15 protein-coding genes and 1 pseudogene are annotated in these 18,225 nt (G+C 75.3%); 10 read left to right on the top strand and 6 right to left on the bottom strand.

What is annotated here, in order from left to right:
* Nucleotides 1–99: 99 nt before the first annotated feature.
* Nucleotides 100–318, top strand: coding sequence for a dodecin (locus ACYX4T_RS14020; RefSeq protein ID WP_476015101.1), 219 nt, complete (start codon nucleotides 100–102; stop codon nucleotides 316–318).
* 127 nt (nucleotides 319–445) lie between these two features.
* Entirely contained in the window at nucleotides 446–1,756 is a 1,311-nt protein-coding gene (locus tag ACYX4T_RS14015; RefSeq protein WP_476015100.1) for an MFS transporter, read from the top strand.
* Here ACYX4T_RS14015 and ACYX4T_RS14010 read toward each other — a convergent pair.
* Both ACYX4T_RS14010 and ACYX4T_RS14005 read right to left on the bottom strand, forming a co-directional pair.
* Nucleotides 1,702–3,216, bottom strand: a complete 1,515-nt coding sequence (locus tag ACYX4T_RS14010) for a glutamate-cysteine ligase family protein (RefSeq protein WP_476015099.1) — start codon at nucleotides 3,214–3,216, stop codon at nucleotides 1,702–1,704. The genes ACYX4T_RS14015 and ACYX4T_RS14010 overlap by 55 nt on opposite strands.
* A 246-nt stretch (nucleotides 3,217–3,462) precedes the next feature.
* Nucleotides 3,463–4,011: a bifunctional nuclease family protein gene (locus tag ACYX4T_RS14005; protein WP_476015098.1), complete on the bottom strand. Its 549-nt coding sequence runs from the start codon at nucleotides 4,009–4,011 to the stop codon at nucleotides 3,463–3,465.
* Between the two features lie 178 nt (nucleotides 4,012–4,189).
* On the opposite strand from ACYX4T_RS14005, the gene ACYX4T_RS14000 reads away from it, so the two are divergent.
* On the top strand, nucleotides 4,190–5,014 hold the full coding sequence (locus tag ACYX4T_RS14000) for a TrmH family RNA methyltransferase (RefSeq protein ID WP_476015097.1): 825 nt from the start codon (nucleotides 4,190–4,192) through the stop codon (nucleotides 5,012–5,014).
* Between the two features lie 38 nt (nucleotides 5,015–5,052).
* Nucleotides 5,053–5,784 (top strand): DUF2537 domain-containing protein, encoded by a 732-nt coding sequence (locus ACYX4T_RS13995; RefSeq protein WP_476015096.1) that lies wholly within the window; start codon nucleotides 5,053–5,055, stop codon nucleotides 5,782–5,784.
* Nucleotides 5,785–5,796: 12 nt separating this feature from the next.
* On the opposite strand, the gene sepH is transcribed toward ACYX4T_RS13995, so the two are convergent.
* From sepH to ACYX4T_RS13980, 3 genes are all read right to left on the bottom strand, one after another.
* Nucleotides 5,797–6,984, bottom strand: coding sequence for a septation protein SepH (gene sepH / locus ACYX4T_RS13990; RefSeq protein WP_476015095.1), 1,188 nt, complete (start codon nucleotides 6,982–6,984; stop codon nucleotides 5,797–5,799).
* 194 nt (nucleotides 6,985–7,178) lie between these two features.
* Nucleotides 7,179–8,315 carry a phosphoserine transaminase gene (gene serC, locus ACYX4T_RS13985; protein ID WP_476015094.1) on the bottom strand — a complete coding sequence of 379 codons (1,137 nt, stop codon included), beginning with the start codon at nucleotides 8,313–8,315 and terminating at the stop codon, nucleotides 7,179–7,181.
* 68 nt (nucleotides 8,316–8,383) lie between these two features.
* Entirely contained in the window at nucleotides 8,384–9,514 is a 1,131-nt protein-coding gene (locus ACYX4T_RS13980) for a citrate synthase 2 (protein ID WP_476015093.1), read from the bottom strand.
* 221 nt (nucleotides 9,515–9,735) lie between these two features.
* Here ACYX4T_RS13980 and pdxH point away from each other — a divergent pair, with 221 nt between their 5' ends.
* Together pdxH and ACYX4T_RS13970 are read left to right on the top strand one after the other, a co-directional pair.
* The gene (gene pdxH / locus ACYX4T_RS13975) at nucleotides 9,736–10,359 is read left to right on the top strand and encodes a pyridoxamine 5'-phosphate oxidase (RefSeq protein WP_476015275.1); all 624 of its coding nucleotides are present in this window, start codon (nucleotides 9,736–9,738) and stop codon (nucleotides 10,357–10,359) included.
* Between the two features lie 18 nt (nucleotides 10,360–10,377).
* Nucleotides 10,378–11,838, top strand: a complete 1,461-nt coding sequence (locus tag ACYX4T_RS13970) for an MFS transporter (RefSeq protein WP_476015092.1) — start codon at nucleotides 10,378–10,380, stop codon at nucleotides 11,836–11,838.
* A gap of 53 nt (nucleotides 11,839–11,891) precedes the next feature.
* On the opposite strand, the pseudogene ACYX4T_RS13965 reads toward ACYX4T_RS13970, so the two are convergent.
* Nucleotides 11,892–13,208 (bottom strand): annotated as a pseudogene (locus ACYX4T_RS13965) (NAD(P)/FAD-dependent oxidoreductase); the annotation flags it as partial.
* Between the two features lie 88 nt (nucleotides 13,209–13,296).
* On the opposite strand from ACYX4T_RS13965, the gene ACYX4T_RS13960 reads away from it, so the two are divergent.
* The 4 genes from ACYX4T_RS13960 (at nucleotide 13,297) to ACYX4T_RS13945 (ending at nucleotide 18,203) form a co-directional block, all read left to right on the top strand.
* On the top strand, nucleotides 13,297–14,196 hold the full coding sequence (locus ACYX4T_RS13960; RefSeq protein ID WP_476015091.1) for an aldose 1-epimerase family protein: 900 nt from the start codon (nucleotides 13,297–13,299) through the stop codon (nucleotides 14,194–14,196).
* A complete protein-coding gene (locus tag ACYX4T_RS13955) occupies nucleotides 14,193–15,131 on the top strand; it encodes a carbohydrate kinase family protein (RefSeq protein ID WP_476015090.1) in 939 nt (312 codons plus the stop codon). Before ACYX4T_RS13960 ends, ACYX4T_RS13955 begins: the two co-directional genes overlap by 4 nt.
* Before the next feature lie 235 nt (nucleotides 15,132–15,366).
* Nucleotides 15,367–16,671 carry a citrate synthase gene (locus ACYX4T_RS13950; protein WP_476015089.1) on the top strand — a complete coding sequence of 435 codons (1,305 nt, stop codon included), beginning with the start codon at nucleotides 15,367–15,369 and terminating at the stop codon, nucleotides 16,669–16,671.
* Between the two features lie 143 nt (nucleotides 16,672–16,814).
* Nucleotides 16,815–18,203 carry a cryptochrome/photolyase family protein gene (locus tag ACYX4T_RS13945; RefSeq protein ID WP_476015088.1) on the top strand — a complete coding sequence of 463 codons (1,389 nt, stop codon included), beginning with the start codon at nucleotides 16,815–16,817 and terminating at the stop codon, nucleotides 18,201–18,203.
* The last annotated feature ends 22 nt before the right edge of the window (nucleotides 18,204–18,225 follow it).

Genomic DNA, 18,225 nt, shown 5'->3' with positions numbered 1-18,225 from the left:
CCTCCGGGAGATGCAGCGCTGCGCGTGGTCGTCCGCCGGAGAACGGGTACCGCTCCGGTCGGAAGGACGGACACCCCGACCAGCGCGAAGGAGCCCTGCGTGGCGGACAACACCTACAGCAAGACGGAGATCGTCGGCAGCTCGGCCGAGAGCGTCGACGAGGCCATCCGCGGGGCGATCCGCCGCGCGTCGGCCACCCTGCGCCAGGTCGAGTGGTTCGAGGTCATCGAGATCCGCGGCCACGTGCAGGACGGCGAGGTCGGCCACTTCCAGGTCACGCTGAAGATCGGCTTCGCCCTCGAGGACACCAAGTCCTGAGCTCGCGTGGTGACGTCAGCGAAGTGGCGTCACGGACACTCAACGTCCGCGACGCCACTTCGCTGACACGACCCGGCGCCAGGTCGTTAGGTAAGCTCACCAGTATGGCGCGGTGCGGCGGACCCCGGTGAGCGAGGTCGACAGCCACACCGACGGGACGCGCGGCAGCATCTTCGCCGCCCTGCGCGTCCGCAACTACCGCCTCTTCGCCTCCGGGCAGGTCGTGTCGCTCGTCGGCACGTGGATGCAGCGCGTCGCCCAGGACTGGCTCGTCCTCGAGCTCTCCGGCGGCAGCCCGGTGGCCCTCGGCGTCGCCGCGGCCCTGCAGTTCGGGCCGACCCTGCTGCTGAGCCTGTGGGGCGGCGCGATCGCCGACCGCTACGACAAGCGCCGCCTGCTCATGGGCCTGCAGGTCGCCATGGGCCTCTGCGCGCTCGTCCTCGGCCTGCTCGACGTCACCGGGCTGGTCACGCTCGCCCAGGTCTACGTCCTGTGCGTGCTGCTCGGCTGCTTCTCCGCGCTCGACGGCCCGGTGCGCCAGTCGTTCGCCGGGGAGATGGTCGGCTCCGGTGCGCTGGCCAACGCCGTCGCGCTGAACTCGATGACGTTCAACACCGCCCGGGTGCTGGGCCCGGCGATCGGCGGCCTGCTCATCGCCGGGGTCGGCACCGGCTGGGTCTTCCTCGTCAACGCGGCCACGTTCGCCGCGGTCCTCGCCGGGCTCGCCCGCATGCGCGCGACCGACATGTTCGCCTACGCGCGCGCCCCCCGGGAGCGCGGCGCGATCCGCGCGGGGCTGCGCGAGGTCCGGCGCCACCCCGACGTCGTGCTGCTGCTCGTGCTCGTCTTCTTCGTCTCGACCCTCGGCATCAACTTCTTCGTGACGCTCGCGATCGTCGCCCGCAACGTCTTCTCCCGCGGCGCCGAGTCCTACGGTCTCCTGACCTCGGCGCTCGCCGTCGGCTGCCTGCTGGGCGCGCTCACCGCGGCCCGACGGGTCGGGCGCCCGCGCCTGCGCACGGTCGTCGTCGCGGCGGTCGTGTTCGGCCTCTGCGAGGTCGCCGCCGGCCTCATGCCCAGCTACGCGCTGGTCGCGCTGCTGCTGGTCCCCACCGGCGCCGCGCAGCTGCTGTTCACCAGCGCGGCGAACGCCGCGGTGCAGCTCGGGGTCGACGAGTCGGTGCGCGGGCGGGTCATGGGCCTGTGGATGGTCGTGCTGCTCGGCGGCACCCCCGTCGGCGGGCCGGCGCTCGGGTGGCTCGCCGAGGAGCTCGGCGGGCGGGCGCCGCTGGTGCTCGGCGGCGCGGCGTCCGTGGTGGCCGCGGTGGTCGTCGCGGGCGTGTGGCTGGTGCTGCAGCGTCGTCGCCGGCGGCGGGACGGGCCTCAGGCCGGCGGCCACTCGTGCACGGGCACGTTGGCCTCCATGCCCTCGAGGTAGGCGCGCATCATCGCGAGGATCGCGTTGCCCCGGTCCAGCCCGCGGCGCTCGGCGTCGGCGACGGCCCGGACCTGCCACGTCGCGCCCGTGCACCGGCGCACGCAGCGCTGCTCGATCACCGACAGGTAGCGGTCGGCGGCCTCGCCGTCGACGCCCCAGGCGGCCAGTCCCTCCTGGGCCAGCGGCAGCATGCGGCGCAGGACGAGCTCGTCGGCGCGCACCGTGCCGATGCCCGGCCAGTAGAGGGCGGCCTCGATGCCGTGCCGCGCGCCGGCGGTGAAGTTGGCCTCGGCGGCGTCGAACGACATCAGCTGCCACGGCGGGCGGTCGGACTCGGCGAGGGCCCGGATGAGGCCGTAGAAGAACATCGCGTTCGCCACCGCGTCGACGGCCGTCGGGCCGGCGGGCAGCACGCGGTTCTCCAGGCGCAGGTGCGCGACGCCGTCGGCGACGTCGTAGACCGGCCGGTTCCAGCGCCACACCGTGCCGTTGTGCAGCCGCAGCTCCTGCAGGCTCGGCGGGCGCCCCGCGTCGAGCTCGGCGAACGGGTCCTCGTCCTCGGCGAGGGGGAGCAGCGCGCCGAAGTAGCGGACGTTCTCCTCGAACAGGTCGTACGCCGAGTGCGCCCACCGGTCGCCGAACCACACCCGCGGCCGCACGCCCTGGTTGCGCAGCTCGACGGGCCGCGTGTCGACGGCCTGGGTGAACAGCGGGATGCGGGTCTCGGCCCACAGGCGGCGCCCGAGCAGGAACGGCGAGTTGGCCGCGAGCGCGACCTGCAGCCCGGCGATCGCCTGCGCGGCGTTCCAGTAGGCGGGGAAGAGCTCCGGGGTGAGCTGCAGGTGCAGCTGCAGCGAGGTGCAGGCCGCCTCGGGGGCGATCGAGTCGACGTCGAGGACGAGGTGCTCGGCGGGCGCCCCGTCGGTCGGCCCGTGGCGCGAGGCCGGCGGCTCGGTGATGTCGAGGCGGAACGGCTCGCCGCGCGCGGTCAGCATCTGCCGGTTGAGCAGGGCGTAGCGCGGGTCCTCGGTGAGCTGGTCGGACGCGAGGTGCTCGGCGGCGAGGGTGGGCAGGATGCCGATGGTCACCGCGCGGGCGCCCAGGTCGCGGGCGCAGTCGCCGGCGTTGGTGGTCGCGTCGAGCATGTCCTGCTCGAGGTCGCGCGCGGTGGCGCCGGGCAGCATCCGCGGCGGCAGGTTGATCTCGAGGTTCCAGCGCCCGAGCTCCGAGGTCAGGACGTCGGAGGCCGACCGGTCGAGCACCGCGTGGTTGAGCATCGCCGGGCGCATGTCCTCGTCGACGAGGGCGAGCTCGATCTCGACACCGGTGCTCGGCTCGGCGGCCGCGAAGCGGCCCTCGGTGACCATCGACCCGAACGCCTCGAGGCAGCGGTGGATGCGATGGCGGTAGCGGGCCTGGTCCGAGGCGGTGAAGAGGGTGGCGGTGAGGTGCTGGCCCATTGCCCGCCCGGCTCCCGTCCACGATCCGATATCGACGACCGGGGCACGACCGCCACGACCCGCCCGGCGGCACACCCCGGCTACCTCACGCGAACCCCGACGAGCGGTCACGCTGACACAGCCCGGAGGGACACGCCAGCCGTCCGCACCGTCCGACGGCGGAAAGCGTCCGTTCAGCGTAGGGCACCGATCGGGTGGACCGCTGGGCGACGCCCGGTGACCTCCGACCCGTCCGGAACCGGGGCGTCAGCCACTTCGTCCGAAGTCCTCCGGCGAGATGTTGTCGAGGAACGCGCGGAACCGGTCGACCTCGTCCTCGTCGTTGCCCGACCCCCCGCCGGCCGACGACGACTCCTCGCCCTCGTCGTCCTCGACCACCACGCCGGCGTCGTCGAGGACGCCCTCGGTGGCGTGGATCGGCACGTCGGCGTGCAGGGCGATGGCGATCGAGTCGCTGGGCCGCGCGGAGACCCGCAGACCGCGGTCGAAGACCAGGTCGGCGTAGAACGTGCCCGCACGGACCTCGGTGATCTCGATGCGCTCGAGGCGCCGGCCCAGAGCGGAGACCACGTCGGCGATCAGCACGTGGGTCAGCGGCCGCTCGGGCAGACGACCCTGCTGCTCGAGGGCGATCGCCTCGGCCTCGGCCAGCCCGATCCAGATCTGCAGGCACCGCTTGCCCTCGGTCTCCTGCAACAGGACGACGGGGTGCCGGCTCTCGCCCGAGCCCGACGAGCCGCCTGATGGCGTCGCGTCGTCCACGGCCAGTACGCCGACCACCCGCATCTCGCTCACGGCCCCAGCCTCCCACGTCCCCGGGCCCTTCCGGGGTGTTCGGTTCCGCTCGTCTCCGGCGCCCGGCGGGGTGCCGGTGCTCCCGGGTGCCCCGACCGGCGGCCGTCACACACGGCCCCGCACGTCGCCCGGGTCGGCGGGCGCGGAGCCGTCCGTGGCGGTCTGGGACGATACGCACGTGGCGCGTGTGGTGGAGATCGACGACGCGGCGGACCCGCGCCTCGCCGACTTCCGCGACCTCACCCGCGCCGACCGCCGCCCCGACCGTCCCGGCGGCCGCGGCCTCGTGCTGGCCGAGGGCACCGTCGTCGTGCGGCGCCTGCTCGCCTCGCCCTACCCGCCGCGGGCCCTGCTCGGGGTCGGTCGGCGGATCGAGGACCTCGCGCCGGACCTCGCCGGCGTCGACGTCCCCGCCTACGTGACCGACGCCGACACCATGGCGCACGTGGTCGGGTTCCACCTCAACCGGGGGGTGCTCGCCAGCGCCGACCGCGCGCCCTCCCCCGATCTCGCGGGCCTCCTCGCGCGCGTCCGGCGGGTCGCGCTGCTCGAGGGGGTCAACGACCACGAGAACCTCGGCGCCCTGTTCCGCAACGCCGCCGCGCTCGGGGTGGACGCGGTGCTCGTGGGTCCGGGGTGCGCCGACCCGCTCTACCGGCGCAGTGTGCGCGTCTCGATGGGACACGTGCTGCGCGTGCCGTTCGTGGCCTGCGAGCTCGACGAGGCCGTGGCGGCCCTGCGCGCGGCGGGTTTCGTGCTGGGAGCCCTGACGCCCGCGGGCGACCCGGGGGCGCTGGCCGGGCTCGCCGACCGCGAGCGGGTGGCGCTCCTGCTCGGCGCCGAGGGCCCGGGGCTCTCCGCGGCGGCGCTCGCCGCCGCCGACGTCCGGGTCCGGATCCCCATGGCCGGCGACGTCGACTCGCTCAACGTGGCCACCGCCGCCGCCGTCGCCTTCCACGCCACGGCCGGCGTGCTCGTCCCGGACGCGCGGGCGACGCGGTGAGGGTCGTGCCGTGAGGGTCGTGCGGTGAGGGTCGTGCTGTGAGGGTCGTCGAGGTGGCCGCCGTGCGGGGCCGGGCGCTGGTCGCCGGGGTGCCGCTCGGGGAGCCGGACGCCGACGGCGGGCCCGGCCGGACCTGGGGCCTGCCGCCGGACCTCGTGGACGCGCTGCAGGAGTGGGCGCGGATCGCGGCGGCGGTGCCGGCCGGGACGGCCGCCGGCCCCACCGCCGACCCCACCGCCGACCCCACCGCCGACACCACCGCCGACACCGTCAGCCGCCGGGGCCGCCAGCTCGCGGCGCGGCTCTCGGTGGAGCTCGCCGCGCCGGTCGACTACCGGGACCCGGTCACGGGCCACCGCGTCGCCCTGCGCGCCGTCACCCGGACCCCGTACCCGCCGCCGGTGCCGCCGCTGCCCCGCAACGGCCACGGCCACGGCCACGGCCACGCCGCCTCTCCCGCCCCGCACCCCGCCGCCGAGGGCGGCGAGCCGTCCGCGGTCACGTCCGCCGCCGAGCCGACGCCGTGGGGCGTGGGCCTGACCCTCGCCGTCCTCGTGGCCGGCGTGGTCCTGCTGGCGAACCTGGCGCTGGCCGCACCCCTGATCACCGGGCTCGGACCGCTCGGGCTGCTCGTGGACGCGGCCGTGGTCGCGGGTCTGGTGCCGGCGCTGTGGCTCAACCGGCACGTGCCGACCTGGCGGTGGGCGGTGTACGGCACGTTCGCCGGCACCGGCACCGCGCTGGTCTTCCTGGCCGTCGCGGCCTTCTGAGGTCCGCCCGCGTCAGCTCCGCGGCGAGCGCGTCCCCAGCAGCACGTCCTCCCACGAGGGGACGATGGGGTGCGTGCGCCGCCCGCGCCGACCCGTCTCGGCGGGCGCCTCACGCTCGCTGCCCCCGGTCTCGCCGGGCCGACCCGTGCGGGGCACGGGGACCTGGTCGTCGGTGACGGCGGTGGTCTCGGCGGTGGTCCCCGCGGTGGTCCCGCCGGTTGTGTCGGCGGTGGCGCCCGTCGCCGGGCTCGTCGGTGCCGTCGGTGAGGTGGGTGCCGTCGGTGACGTGGACGCCGTCGGTGACGAGGGCGCCGCCGATCCCCGGGTGGGACGCCCGCCGCGCCGGCCCGTGCCGCGCTCACCCCGACGCGAGGCACCGCCGTGGCCCGAACCGTGGCCCGAACCGTGGCCCGAACCGTGGCCCGAACCGTGGCCCGAACCGTGGCCGGAGGCGCCGCGGCGCGCCGGGGGCGTGTCGCCCCCGACGGCGAGGGCCGGGGTCTCCTCGAGCGCCTCGTCGTGCTCCTCGGCGCCCTCGACGGGCGGGGCCGCCGCAGCCGGCTCGGACGGTGCCGCCGGCACCGGGGCGTCGACGCGCCGCGGGCCGCCGACCGGGTCGTGGCCGAGGAGCTCGCGGGCGGGGTCGTCGCGCGGGTCGACCGTGCCGCCGGCGCTGCCGGGGCGGAAGGCCCAGCGGGCGAGGTTGTCCGAGCGGCCCGTCTGCCACGCCAGCGTCACGATCCACTGCGCGTCCTCGCCCTTGTGGGCGTCCCAGCGCGCGTCGTCGAGCTCCTGGCCGCGGGCGACGAACGTGGCGGCGACGATCTCGCCGAGAGTGCGCCCGTCGGTACGCGTGGAGTCGGTCGGCAGCACGGGGTGGGCGCGCCGGGCGATCTCGGCGACGCGGGCACGCTCGAGCAGCACCGGGTAGGCGAAGCGCTCGACGTGCGCGGTGGTCACGCCCGAGGCCGCGGCGACGTCGTCGACCGACTCGCCGGCCCGCACGCGCGCCTGGATGTCCCGGGGACGCAGCGGGCTCGTGACCTCGATCTCCATCTGCCCGAGGCGTCGCACGTCCCCCCGGGCGGCGGCCCGCAGGCGCTCGTCACCGGAGACCGCGAACCGCTCGTGGCGGATCGGGTCCTCGAGGATCACGGTCTCGTGGTCGTCACCCAGGCCGACGACGCGCAGCTGACGCATCAGGCCTCCCCGTCGGCTCGCGGCCCGGGCCCCGTCTGCCGGGTGGGGCCTCGTGGCTCGCCGTCCGACGCTAGGCGACGGATTTGCACGGACGAGGGAGGCGCGCCGCGCCCGTGTCCCGCCTGTCGGTGGACGGGAGACACGGGCGGGGCGCGTGTGACGGGTGTGCTACCCCGATCGGACCAGTGCGCTGGTCACGACTGGCGTTCGACGACCCAGTCGATGCAGCGGGTCAGCGCGGTGACGTCGTCCGGCTCGACGGCGGGGAACATGCCGACGCGCAGCTGGTTGCGCCCGAGCTTGCGGTAGGGCTCGGTGTCGACGACCCCGTTGGCGCGCAGCGTCGCGGCGATCGTCGCGGCGTCGACGGACTCGTCGAAGTCCACCGTGCCGACGACCCGGCTGCGGTGCGCCGGGTCGGTGACGAACGGCGTCGCGAACGACGACTCCTCGGCCCACCGGTACAGGCGGTCCGAGGAGTCCTTGGTGCGCCCCGTGGCCCAGTCGAGGCCGCCGCCGGCGTTCATCCACTCGATCTGGTCGGCGAGCAGCAGCAGCGTCGCGACCGCGGGCGTGTTGTAGGTCTGGTCCTTGCGCGAGTTGTCCAGCGCCGTCGACAGCGACAGGAACTCGGGGATCCAGCGCCCGCCCGGCCGGTCGGTGTCGATCTGCTCGACGCGCTCGAGCGCGGCCGGCGACATGATCGCGATCCAGAGCCCGCCGTCGGAGGCGAAGCACTTCTGCGGGGCGAAGTAGTAGACGTCGGACTCGCTGATCTGCACCGGCAGCCCGCCCGCGCCCGACGTCGCGTCGACCGCGACGAGCGCGTCGCCCGCGCCGCTGGGCCGGGTCACGGGCACGGCGACGCCGGTGGAGGTCTCGTTGTGCGCCCAGCCGATGAGGTCGGCGCTCGGGTCGGCGGTGGGCTCCGGGGCGCTGCCGGGGTCGGCGGAGACGACGATCGGGTCGGCGAGGAACGGCGCGCCCTTCGTCACCGAGGCGAACTTCGAGGAGAACTCGCCGTAGGTCAGGTGCAGGCTGCGCTCGCGGACGAGCCCGGCGGCCGCGGCGTCCCAGAAGGCGGTGGTGCCGCCGACGCCGAGGACGACCTCGTAGCCGTCGGGGATCGAGAAGAGCTCGCGCAGCCCGGAGCGCACCCGCCCGACGATCGACTTGACCGGCTTCTGGCGGTGCGACGTCCCCATCACGGCCGCGCTGTCGGCGATGTGGGCGAGCTGCTCGGGGCGCACCTTCGAGGGCCCGCACCCGAACCGCCCGTCGCTGGGCAGGAGCTCGGCGGGAATCTGCAGCGTGTCGGTCGACGTGGTCACCGCGGCATCCTCCCAGCGTCGCGGTGCTCGTGCTGTCGCCTGCACCACGTCGCGGGGCGGCGGGCGGCTCAGGCGCTGCGGGCCACGTCCTCCACCGGTCTCGCACCCGGCCCGATGTACTGCGCCGACGGGCGCACGAGCCGCCCGGTGCGCCGCTGCTCGAGCACGTGCGCGGCCCAGCCCGCGGTGCGCGCGCACGTGAACATCGCCGGCATCATCGCCGCCGGCACGCCCGCGAGGTCGAGCATCACCGCCGCCCAGAACTCGACGTTCGTCTCGATCGCCCGGTCCGGGCGGCGCTCGCGCAGCTGGGCGAGCGCCGCGGTCTCGAGCGCCGCGGCCGCCTCGTAGCGGGGCGCGCCCAGCTCGCGGGCGGTGCGGCGCAGCACGCGGGCCCGCGGGTCCTCGGCGCGGTACACGCGGTGGCCGAAGCCCATGAGCCGCTCCGAGCGGTCGAGGATGCCGCGCACCACGCCGGCGGCGTCCCCGCTGCGCTCGACCTCGGCGATCATCGGCAGCACCCGGGCCGGCGCGCCACCGTGCAGCGGGCCCGACATCGCCCCGACCGCGGCGGACAGCGAGGCGGCGGCGTCCGCGCCGGTCGAGGCGACGACCCGCGCGGTGAACGTCGAGGCGTTGAGCCCGTGCTCGGCGGCCGACACCCAGTAGGCGTCGAGCGCCCGCACGTGCCTCGGGTCCGCCTCGCCGCGCCAGCGGGTCAGGAAGCGCTCCACGGGGTCGTCGACGGCCAGCGCGCTCTCGGGCACCGGCGGGGCCCCGGCGCCCCGCGCCGAGCGGGCGACCAGCGCCAGCGCGGTCGCGGCGCAGCGGGCGAGGTCGTCGCGGGCGCGCTCCGGGGTGGCGTCGAGCAGCGGCGGCAGCGACCACCGCGCCCCGAGCAGTGCGAGCCCGGCCTGGGCGTCGACCCGGACGTCGCCCGAGAACAGGGGCTCCGGCCCGGGCTCCTCGCGCGGCAGGGGACGGCCGAGGTCGCCGTCGACGAGCAGCCCGAAGACGTCGCCGAAGCCGACGGCGCCGACCAGGTCGTCGATGTCGACCCCGCGGTAGCGCAGGGCGCCGCCGTCGCGGTCCGGCTCGGCGATCTCGGTGCGGACCGCGACCACGCCCTCGAGGCCCGGCGAGTACCCGGGCGGGGGCGGCACGGCGGACGCAGCAGCAGCGGGACCAGCGGCGCTCACGGGGTCCTCCTCGCGTCGGCGACGCGGGGACCCGGGGCCCCGCTGCCCAACAGCACCGTGCGTCGTGGCCTGCCCGGCGGGCAACGGAGCGTGCGCCGGACGGCTTGTGTCGCTGCTCACGTGGCGTGCACGGTCCCGTCGCCTACGGTGCGGCGGGAAACCGGACACGGACACGGTGAGGAGGCCCGGTGGCGGGGACTGCGAGGACGGGCCTGCCGGGGATGCGCGAGGACTACCGGGCCGCGACGCTCGACGCCGCGGACCTGGCCGCGACCTGGCACGAGCAGCTGCACGCCTGGATCGGCGCCGCGCGCGAGGCCGGCCTGCCCGACGCCAACGCGATGGTCCTGGCCACCGGCGACGACGAGCACCGTGTCACCACCCGCACCGTGCTCGCCAAGGACGTCGACGCCGCCGGGGTCACGTTCTTCACCAACTACACCTCGGAGAAGAGCCACCAGCTGCGCCAGACGCGCCAGGCGTCGGCGACCTTCCCGTGGCTCGCCCTGCAGCGCCAGGCCACGGTCATCGGCACGGTCGAGCTGCTCTCGCGCGAGGAGACCGCGCAGTACTGGCGCACCCGCCCGCGCGGCTCGCAGCTCGGGGCATGGGCGTCGCCGCAGTCGGCGGTCGTCCGCGACCGGCCGGCCCTCGAGGAGCTCCTCGCCACCGTCACCGAGCGCTTCGCGGGCGACGAGGAGGTGCCGCCCCCGCCGCACTGGGGTGGCTGGCGCCTCGTGCCCACCCACGTCGAGTTCTGGCAGGGCCGCACCGACCGCCTGCACGACCGCCTGCGCTTCCGGCGCACCGACACCGGGTGGGTGGTCGAGCGCCTCGCGCCGTGAGGGCGCACGATCCCCGACGTGCCACGTAGCCGGGGCTTCCTCGCCGACACCACGCCGCTGCGCACCCCCGCCTTCAAGCGGCTGTGGATCGCGGCGATCGTCACGGTCGTCGGCGCGCAGCTCACCGTCGTGGCGGTCCCGACGCAGCTCTACCAGCTGACCGGGTCGTCGGCGTGGGTCGGGCTCGTCGGCCTGTTCGGCCTCGTCCCGCTGATCGTCTTCGGGCTGTGGGGTGGGGCGATCGCCGACGCCGTCGACCGTCGCGGGCTGCTGGTGTTCACCGGTACGGGCATCGCGGTGACGTCCGCGCTGCTCGGCGTCGTCTCGGTCACCGGCGTCGGCGGCCCGTGGACGATCCTGACGCTCTACGCGGTGCAGACCGCCTTCCTCGCGATCAACCAGCCGACCCGCGCCGCGGTCCTGCCCCGGATCCTCCCGAGAGACCAGCTGCCCTCGGCCAACACGCTGCTGTTCACGGTCAACCAGCTCGGCGCCATCGCGGGGCCCCTGCTCGCCGGCGTCGTGCTGACGTTCACCTCGGTCGGCCTCCTCTACTTCATCGACACCGCCTGCCTGGCCGCCGCGATCTGGGCCGCGTTCAACCTGCCGCGCCTGCCCGTCGGCGACGGCCCGGGCGGGCTGCGCGGGGCGATCCACGCGGTGCGCCGCAGCGCCGGGTTCGCCGACGTCGTCGCCGGCTTCCGCTACATCGCGACCAGCCAGGTGCTGCTCGTGTCGTTCCTCGTCGACATCGTCGCGATGGCGGTCGGGATGCCGCGGGCGGTGTTCCCGGAGGCGGCCGAGCGGGTGTTCGGCGATCCTCCCGGCGGCGGCTTCGCCCTCGGCGCGCTGTTCGCCTCCATCGCCATCGGCGCGACGCTCGGCGGCCTGTTCTCCGGGCGCCTGCACGGCATCCGCCGGCAGGGCGTCGCGGTGACGATCGCCATCTGCGTGTGGGGCCTCGGGGTCGCGCTGTCCGGGCTGACCTCGATGCTGTGGCTCGCGGTGACGCTGCTCGCCGTCGCCGGCGCCGCCGACCTCGTCAGCGCCGTCTTCCGGCAGACGATGCTGCAGGTCGTCGCCACCGACCGGATGCGCGGGCGCATGCAGGGCGTCTTCACCGTCGTGGTCGCGGGCGGGCCCCGCGTCGGCGACCTCTGGCACGGCCCGGCCGCCGAGGCGTGGGGCACCGGCGCCGCCACGTTCGTCGGCGGCATCGGCGTCATCGTGCTGACGATCCTGGTCGTCGCCGTCTTCCCCGTCTTCTGGCGCTACCGGGCCCCGCTGCCCGGCGACCCGCCGCCGCCCGAGGCCGTGGCCGTCTCCGACGAGGTCCCGGCGGGCGCCGACTCGGACGCCGACTCCGACGCCGACTCCGACGACGACTCGGACGCCGACGCGGTGGACGCGGCCGACGCGGCCGATGCCGCCTCGGCCGACCCGCCGGGACGCGGCGGGAAGACGGCGTCGGAGGACTGACCCGCCTGACCCGCCGGGCCCGGGTTCCGCCCGTGCGGGAACCCGAGCCCGTGCTGCGGCACCTCGGGCGAGGCGCTGTCCAGCGGCACCGCCGGCGAGCGCACGAGGCCGAGCTGGGCGGTCTGGCGTGGCAGCAGCGCGTCCATCAGCCAGTCGACGGCGGTGCGCACGCGGTTCCCGGGCATGGCGAGCAGGTGGTATCCGCGGGCGACGACGTGCGCGGGCACCCCGGTCATCTTGAGGCCCAGGGGGTTGGCGGCCGCGTCGAAGCCGCCGAGGTCGACGACGAAGCCGAGGTCGCGGTGCTTGTAGGCCTTGGCGCGCCCGTGCCCGAGCGACGCGGCGACGTTGCGTCCCGCGAGCTTGCCCTGGCGCTCGGCGTGCTGGGCGGTCATCGCGGTGTACTCGCCGGGGCGGGCCTGGTCGGGCACCGCCGCGGCGTCCCCGCACGCGAAGACGTGCGGGTGCCCGGGCACGCGCAGGTGGGTGTCGGCGACGATGCGGCCCTGGTCGACCTCGACGCCGAGGTCGTCGATGAGCGGATCGGGGCGGACCCCCACGCACCACAGCAGCGTGCGGGTCGGGATGTGCTCGCCCGACGAGCTCAGGCGCACGCCGTCGCCGGTGGCCTCGTCGACCTGCTCCCCGGTGCGGACGTCGACCCCGCGCTCGCGCAGGACCCGCTCGGCGTTGCGCCCGAGGTGCGCGTCCAGCCCGGACAGGACCTCGCCGCGGCTGACCAGCACCCAGCGCGGGATCTCCGTCAGGCCGCGGCTGGCCGCCAGCTCCTTCGTGAACAGGAACCCTTGGGCGGTGGCCTCGGTGCCCGTGTAGCCGCCGCCGACCACGACGACGGTGAGCCGCGCCGCGCGCTCCTCGGGGTCCTCGCACATCGCGGCGAGCTCGACCTGCCGGATGAGGTGGTCGCGCAGGTAGAGCGCCTCGGGCACGCCGCGGAAGCCCTGCGCGTACTCGGTGATGCCCGGCACCGGCAGCACCTTGTGCACGCTGCCGGCGGCGATCACGAGCCGGTCCCAGCTCGTCTCGTGGTGGACGCCCTCGGGGTCGAGCCAGCCGATGGTGTGCCCGTCGAGGTCGAGCTCGTCGACCTCGCCCGGGGCGTGGCGCACGCACGACGGCAGGGCCGCGGCGAGCGCGACGGAGATCCGGCGCGGCTCGAGGATGCCGGCGGCCACCTCGGGCAGCAGCGGCAGGTAGAGGAAGTAGTTGGTCGGGCTGACGAGGACGATGTCGACCTCGTCGCCCATGCGCTTGGCGAGGGACCGCGCCGCCTGGAAGCCGGCGAACCCGCCGCCGACGATGACGACCTTCGGCGGGCGCCCGTGATCTTCCGGGGTGTCGTCCGTCATGACCGGCTATGTGACCGCTCGGACCGGGGGGCGAAACCGCTGTCAGGAAGACGCAAACCGATCGTCACACCCGCTAGCGTGTGCCGCCGTGCACCCGACCGGCGAGCAGATCGACCTCGTCGCGGGGCCCACCCGCGCCGTCGTCAACGAGGTGGGCGCGGGCCTGCGGGTGCTCCGCGTCCACGGGCAGGACCGCGTCGAGGGCTACGACGCCGACGCGGACCCGCCGATGGGCGCGGGCTGCGTGCTGGTGCCGTGGCCCAACCGCATCGCCGGCGCCGCGTACACCTGGGCCGGCCGGGAGTACCACCTCGAGGTCACCGAGCCCGCCCGCGGCAACGCCATCCACGGCTTCCTGCGCCGCCGGCCCTGGCGGGTCGTCGCGCGCGCCGCCGACGCCGTGACCCTCGCCGCCGAGGTCGACCCCGGGTGGGGCTGGCCGGGCCCGCTGCACGTCGAGACCACCTACACCGCGACGCCCACCGGCCTCGCCGTCGCGCACGCGCTGACCAACACCGGCGACGCCCCGGTCCCCGCGGGTGTCGGCACCCATCCCTACCTGCGTGTCGGTGACGTCGCCCCCGCCGACTGCACGCTCACCCTCGCGGCCGACCGGGTCGTCGACACCGACGAGCGGATGATCCCGACCGCCGTGCGCCCGGTGTCCCCGGACGAGGACCTGCGCGGCGGCCGGCGCGTCGCCGACCTCGCGCTGGACACCTGCTTCGGCGCCGCCCCGGGCGACGACGGCGTGCTGGGCGTGGTGACCGCGCCCGACGGCCGCGCCACCGCCCTGTGGGCCGGCCCCGACGTGCGCTGGGTGCAGGCGTTCACCCCCGACGACCTCGCCGGGCGCGGGAAGGCCGTCGCCGTGGAGCCGATGACCTGCCCGCCCGACGCCGCCCACTCCGGCACCGACCTGCGCGTGCTGGCGCCGGGGGAGACGTGGACGGTGCGCTGGGGCATCGCGGTGGAGGACCCGTCGTGACCGGGCGGGTCGTCGTCGGCGGCGAGGCGCTGGTCGACCTGGTGCCCACCGGCGAGGAGCACCCGGACGACCCCGCCCTGCGCGCCCTGGCCCCGCGTCTCGGCGGCGGGCCGTTCAACGTCGCGGTCGGCCTGGGGCGCCTCGGGGTCCCGACGACGATGCTCACGCGGCTGTCGACCGATTCCTTCGGCGACGCCCTGGTCCGCCGGCTCGACGCCAACGACGTCGACACGAGCCTGCTGCAGCGCGGGCCCGAGCCGACCACGCTCGCCGTCGTCACCCTCGACGCCGCCGGCGCCGCGCACTACGCCTTCCACGTCGCGGGCAGCGCCGACCGCCTCGTCGACGACCCCGGCGAGCTGCCGGCCGACACCGCCGCGGTCGCCGTCGGGACGCTGTCGCTGGTGCTCGAGCCGGGCGCGTCGCGCTACGCGGCGCTCGCCGTACGGGAGGCCGGGCGCGGGCGGCTCGTCAGCCTCGACCCCAACCTGCGCCCCGGGCTCGTCGACGACCCCGACGCCGTGGTCGCCCGGCTCGACGCGATCGCGGCGGTCGCGGGCCTGGTGAAGCTCTCCGACGAGGACGCCGAGCGCTGGGGCCGCACCCCGTCGGACCTGCTCGACGCCGGGGCGGGCGCGGTGGTCCTGACCCGCGGCGCCGACGGGCTCACCGCCCACACCCGCGGCGGCGGGGTCGTCGGTGTGCCCGCGGACGCCGTGGGCCCGCTCGTCGACACCATCGGCGCCGGCGACAGCGTGCACGCCGCGCTGCTGGCCTGGCTCGCCGGGCGTGACGCGCTCGACCGCGGCGCCGTCGCGGACCTCGACGCCGACGCCTGGACCGACGCCCTGCGCACCGCGGCCCGGGCGGCGGCCTGGACGGTCTCGCGCGCCGGGGCCGAGCCGCCGTGGCGCCGGGAGCTCGAGAAGCCCTGACACACGGTCGTCACACGGCCGTCACGGCGTGACGTGCCCCACGTCGCGCGGCGTCGGTCCTCGTACTGCACAGCGGGCTTTCCGGGCGCTACGGTTCGCGCTCGAACAACCCCCCACTGCTGCGGGAGCGCGCCGCGGGGACACCCCCTCCGGCCGGGCGGCCCGGCACCTCCGCTCGCCGAGCCGGCGCCGCCGCCCTCCCGCCGCGGACGAGCGCGAGAGGGACTGACTGCCGATGGCCAGCGAGGACTCCGAGAAGCGCACCGCCACGCTGTCGTACCCGGGCGGCGAGCACCAGATGGAGATCGTGGAGGCGACCGAGGGTGCCTCGGGCGTCGCGCTCGGGAAGATGCTCGGCGAGACGGGTCTGATCACCCTCGACCCGGGCTACGTGAACACCGGCGCCTGCCGCTCGGACATCACCTACATCGACGGCGACGCCGGCATCCTGCGCTACCGCGGCTACCCCATCGAGGAGCTGGCGCAGAACTCCACGTTCGTCGAGACCAGCTACCTGCTGATCTACGGCGAGCTGCCGAACAAGCAGCAGCTCGAGACGTTCACCGACCAGATCCAGCGGCACACGATGCTGCACGAGGACCTGAAGAAGTTCTTCGACGGCTTCCCCGTCGACGCGCACCCGATGCCGGTGCTCTCGTCCGCGGTCTCCGCGCTGTCGACCTTCTACCAGCGCAGCCTCGACCCGTTCGACGAGCCGAACGTCGACCTGTCCAGCGTCCGCCTGCTGGCCAAGGTCCCGACGATCGCGGCCTACGCCTACAAGAACTCGATCGGCCAGCCGTTCCTCTACCCGGACAACTCGCTGGGCCTGGTCGAGAACTTCCTGCGCCTCACGTTCGGCCTGCCCGCCGAGCCGTACCAGGTCGACCCGGACGTCGCCAAGGCGCTGGACATGCTGTTCATCCTGCACGCCGACCACGAGCAGAACTGCTCGACGTCCACGGTGCGCATGGTCGGCTCGTCGCAGGCGAACCTCTTCGCGTCGATCTCCGCGGGCATCAACGCGCTGTTCGGCCCGCTGCACGGCGGCGCCAACGCGGCGGTGCTGACGATGCTCGAGGGCATCCGCGACAACGAGGGCAACGCCGACGAGTTCGTCCGCAAGGTCAAGAACAAGGAGCCGGGCGTCCGGCTCATGGGCTTCGGCCACCGCGTCTACAAGAACTACGACCCCCGCGCGGCGATCGTCCGCGACACCGCGCGCGGGATCATCGAGAAGCTCGGCGGCGGCGACGAGATGCTCGACATCGCCATGCGCCTCGAGGAGTTCGCGCTGCACGACGACTACTTCGTCGAGCGCAAGCTCTACCCGAACGTCGACTTCTACACCGGCCTGATCTACCAGGCCATGGGCTTCCCGACCGAGATGTTCACGGTGCTCTTCGCCATCGGCCGCCTCCCGGGCTGGATCGCCCACTGGCGCGAGATGATCGACGACCCGGACACCCGCATCGGCCGCCCGCGCCAGGTCTACACGGGTCCGACCGAGCGTTCCTACGTGGGCCTCGACCAGCGCTAGGTTCCGATCTCCTGAGGCAGCGAACGCGCTGTTCGCTGCTTCTACGCGCACGAAGTCCCCGTTCGCTCGCCCGGTCCGGCGCGCTCACCGCGCCGGGCGGGCGAGCCGGGAGTAGTCGCCGGGCGCCGGGGTAGCCGTCCGGCATGAGCGACTCCCGGGACGACCGCGACGACACGGCGATCGTCTGGTTCCGCCGCGACCTGCGGGTCGGCGACCAGCCGGTCTTCGAGGCCGCGGCCGCCCGGGCCCGGCGGGCGCTGGCGGTCTTCGTGCTCGACGAGCGCATCCTCGGCCCGGCCGGCAGGGCCCGGCGGACCTTCCTGTTCCGCAGCCTGCGCGACCTCGACGCCTCCCTCGGCGGGCGGCTGCTCGTCGTGCGCGGCGACCCGGCCGAGGCGATCCCCAAGCTCGCGGGCGCGGTCCGGGCCGGGAGCGTGCACGTCGCCGCCGACTTCGGCCCCTACGGCCGCGAGCGCGACGAGGCCGTCGAGAAGGCGCTGGGGGAGCGCGACGTCGAGCTCGTCCGCACCGGCTCGCCCTACGCCGTCGAGCCCGGGAGGATCACGAAGTCCGACGGCGAGCCGTACAAGGTCTACACGCCGTTCAGCCGCGAGTGGGCCAAGCGGGAGAAGGGCGCGCCGGCCGACACCGACGCCGCGACCGTCGACTGGATGGACCCGTCGGAGAAGGACGGCGGGCCGCGGGCGGTGAAGGTCCCCGACGACGAGTCCGTCGACGCCGAGCTGCCCGAGGCCGGCGAGCGGGCCGCCCACGAGCACTGGGAGGCGTTCCTCGACGAGCACCTCGCCGACTACGACGACCTGCGCGACCGCCCCGACAGGCCTGCGACCTCGCGGATGTCGGTGTACCTGAAGTACGGCGTGATCCACCCGCGGACGCTGCTGGCGGGCGTCGGCGGCGCGGGCAAGGGCCCGACGTCGTTCCGCAACGAGCTGTGCTTCCGCGACTTCTACGCCGCGGTGCTGTGGTTCTACCCCCGCTCCGCGCGCGAGAACTTCGACACCAAGTTCGACCGCATGCCCTACGACACCGGCAAGGAGGCCGAGGAGCGGTTCCGTGCCTGGCAGGAGGGCCGGACCGGCTTCCCCGCCATCGACGCCGCGATGCGCCAGCTGCGCGGCGAGGCGTGGATGCACAACCGCATGCGGATGGCCGTCGCGTCGTTCCTGGTCAAGGATCTGCACCTGCCGTGGTGGCGGGGCGCGCGGCACTTCCTGGACCTGCTCGTCGACGGCGACCTCCCGTCGAACCAGCACGGCTGGCAGTGGGCCGCCGGCACGGGCACCGACGCCGCGCCCTACTTCCGGGTCTTCAACCCCGTGACCCAGGGCGAGCGCTTCGACCCCCAGGGCGACTACGTCCGCCGCTGGGTGCCCGAGCTCGCCGGGATCGAGGGCAAGAAGGTCCACCAGCCCTGGACCCTCGCCGAGCCGCCGTCGGACTACCCGGCCCCGATCGTCGACCACAAGGCCGAGCGCGCCGAGGCCCTGGACCGCTTCAACCGCCTCTGACACGGCGCCGGTGACGAGCGAA

The sequence above is a fragment of the Actinomycetospora sp. ABD4_176 genome (genome assembly GCF_056311855.1).
Note: the sequence above shows the minus strand (reverse complement) of the source record. Positions and strands in the feature narration are given on the sequence as shown.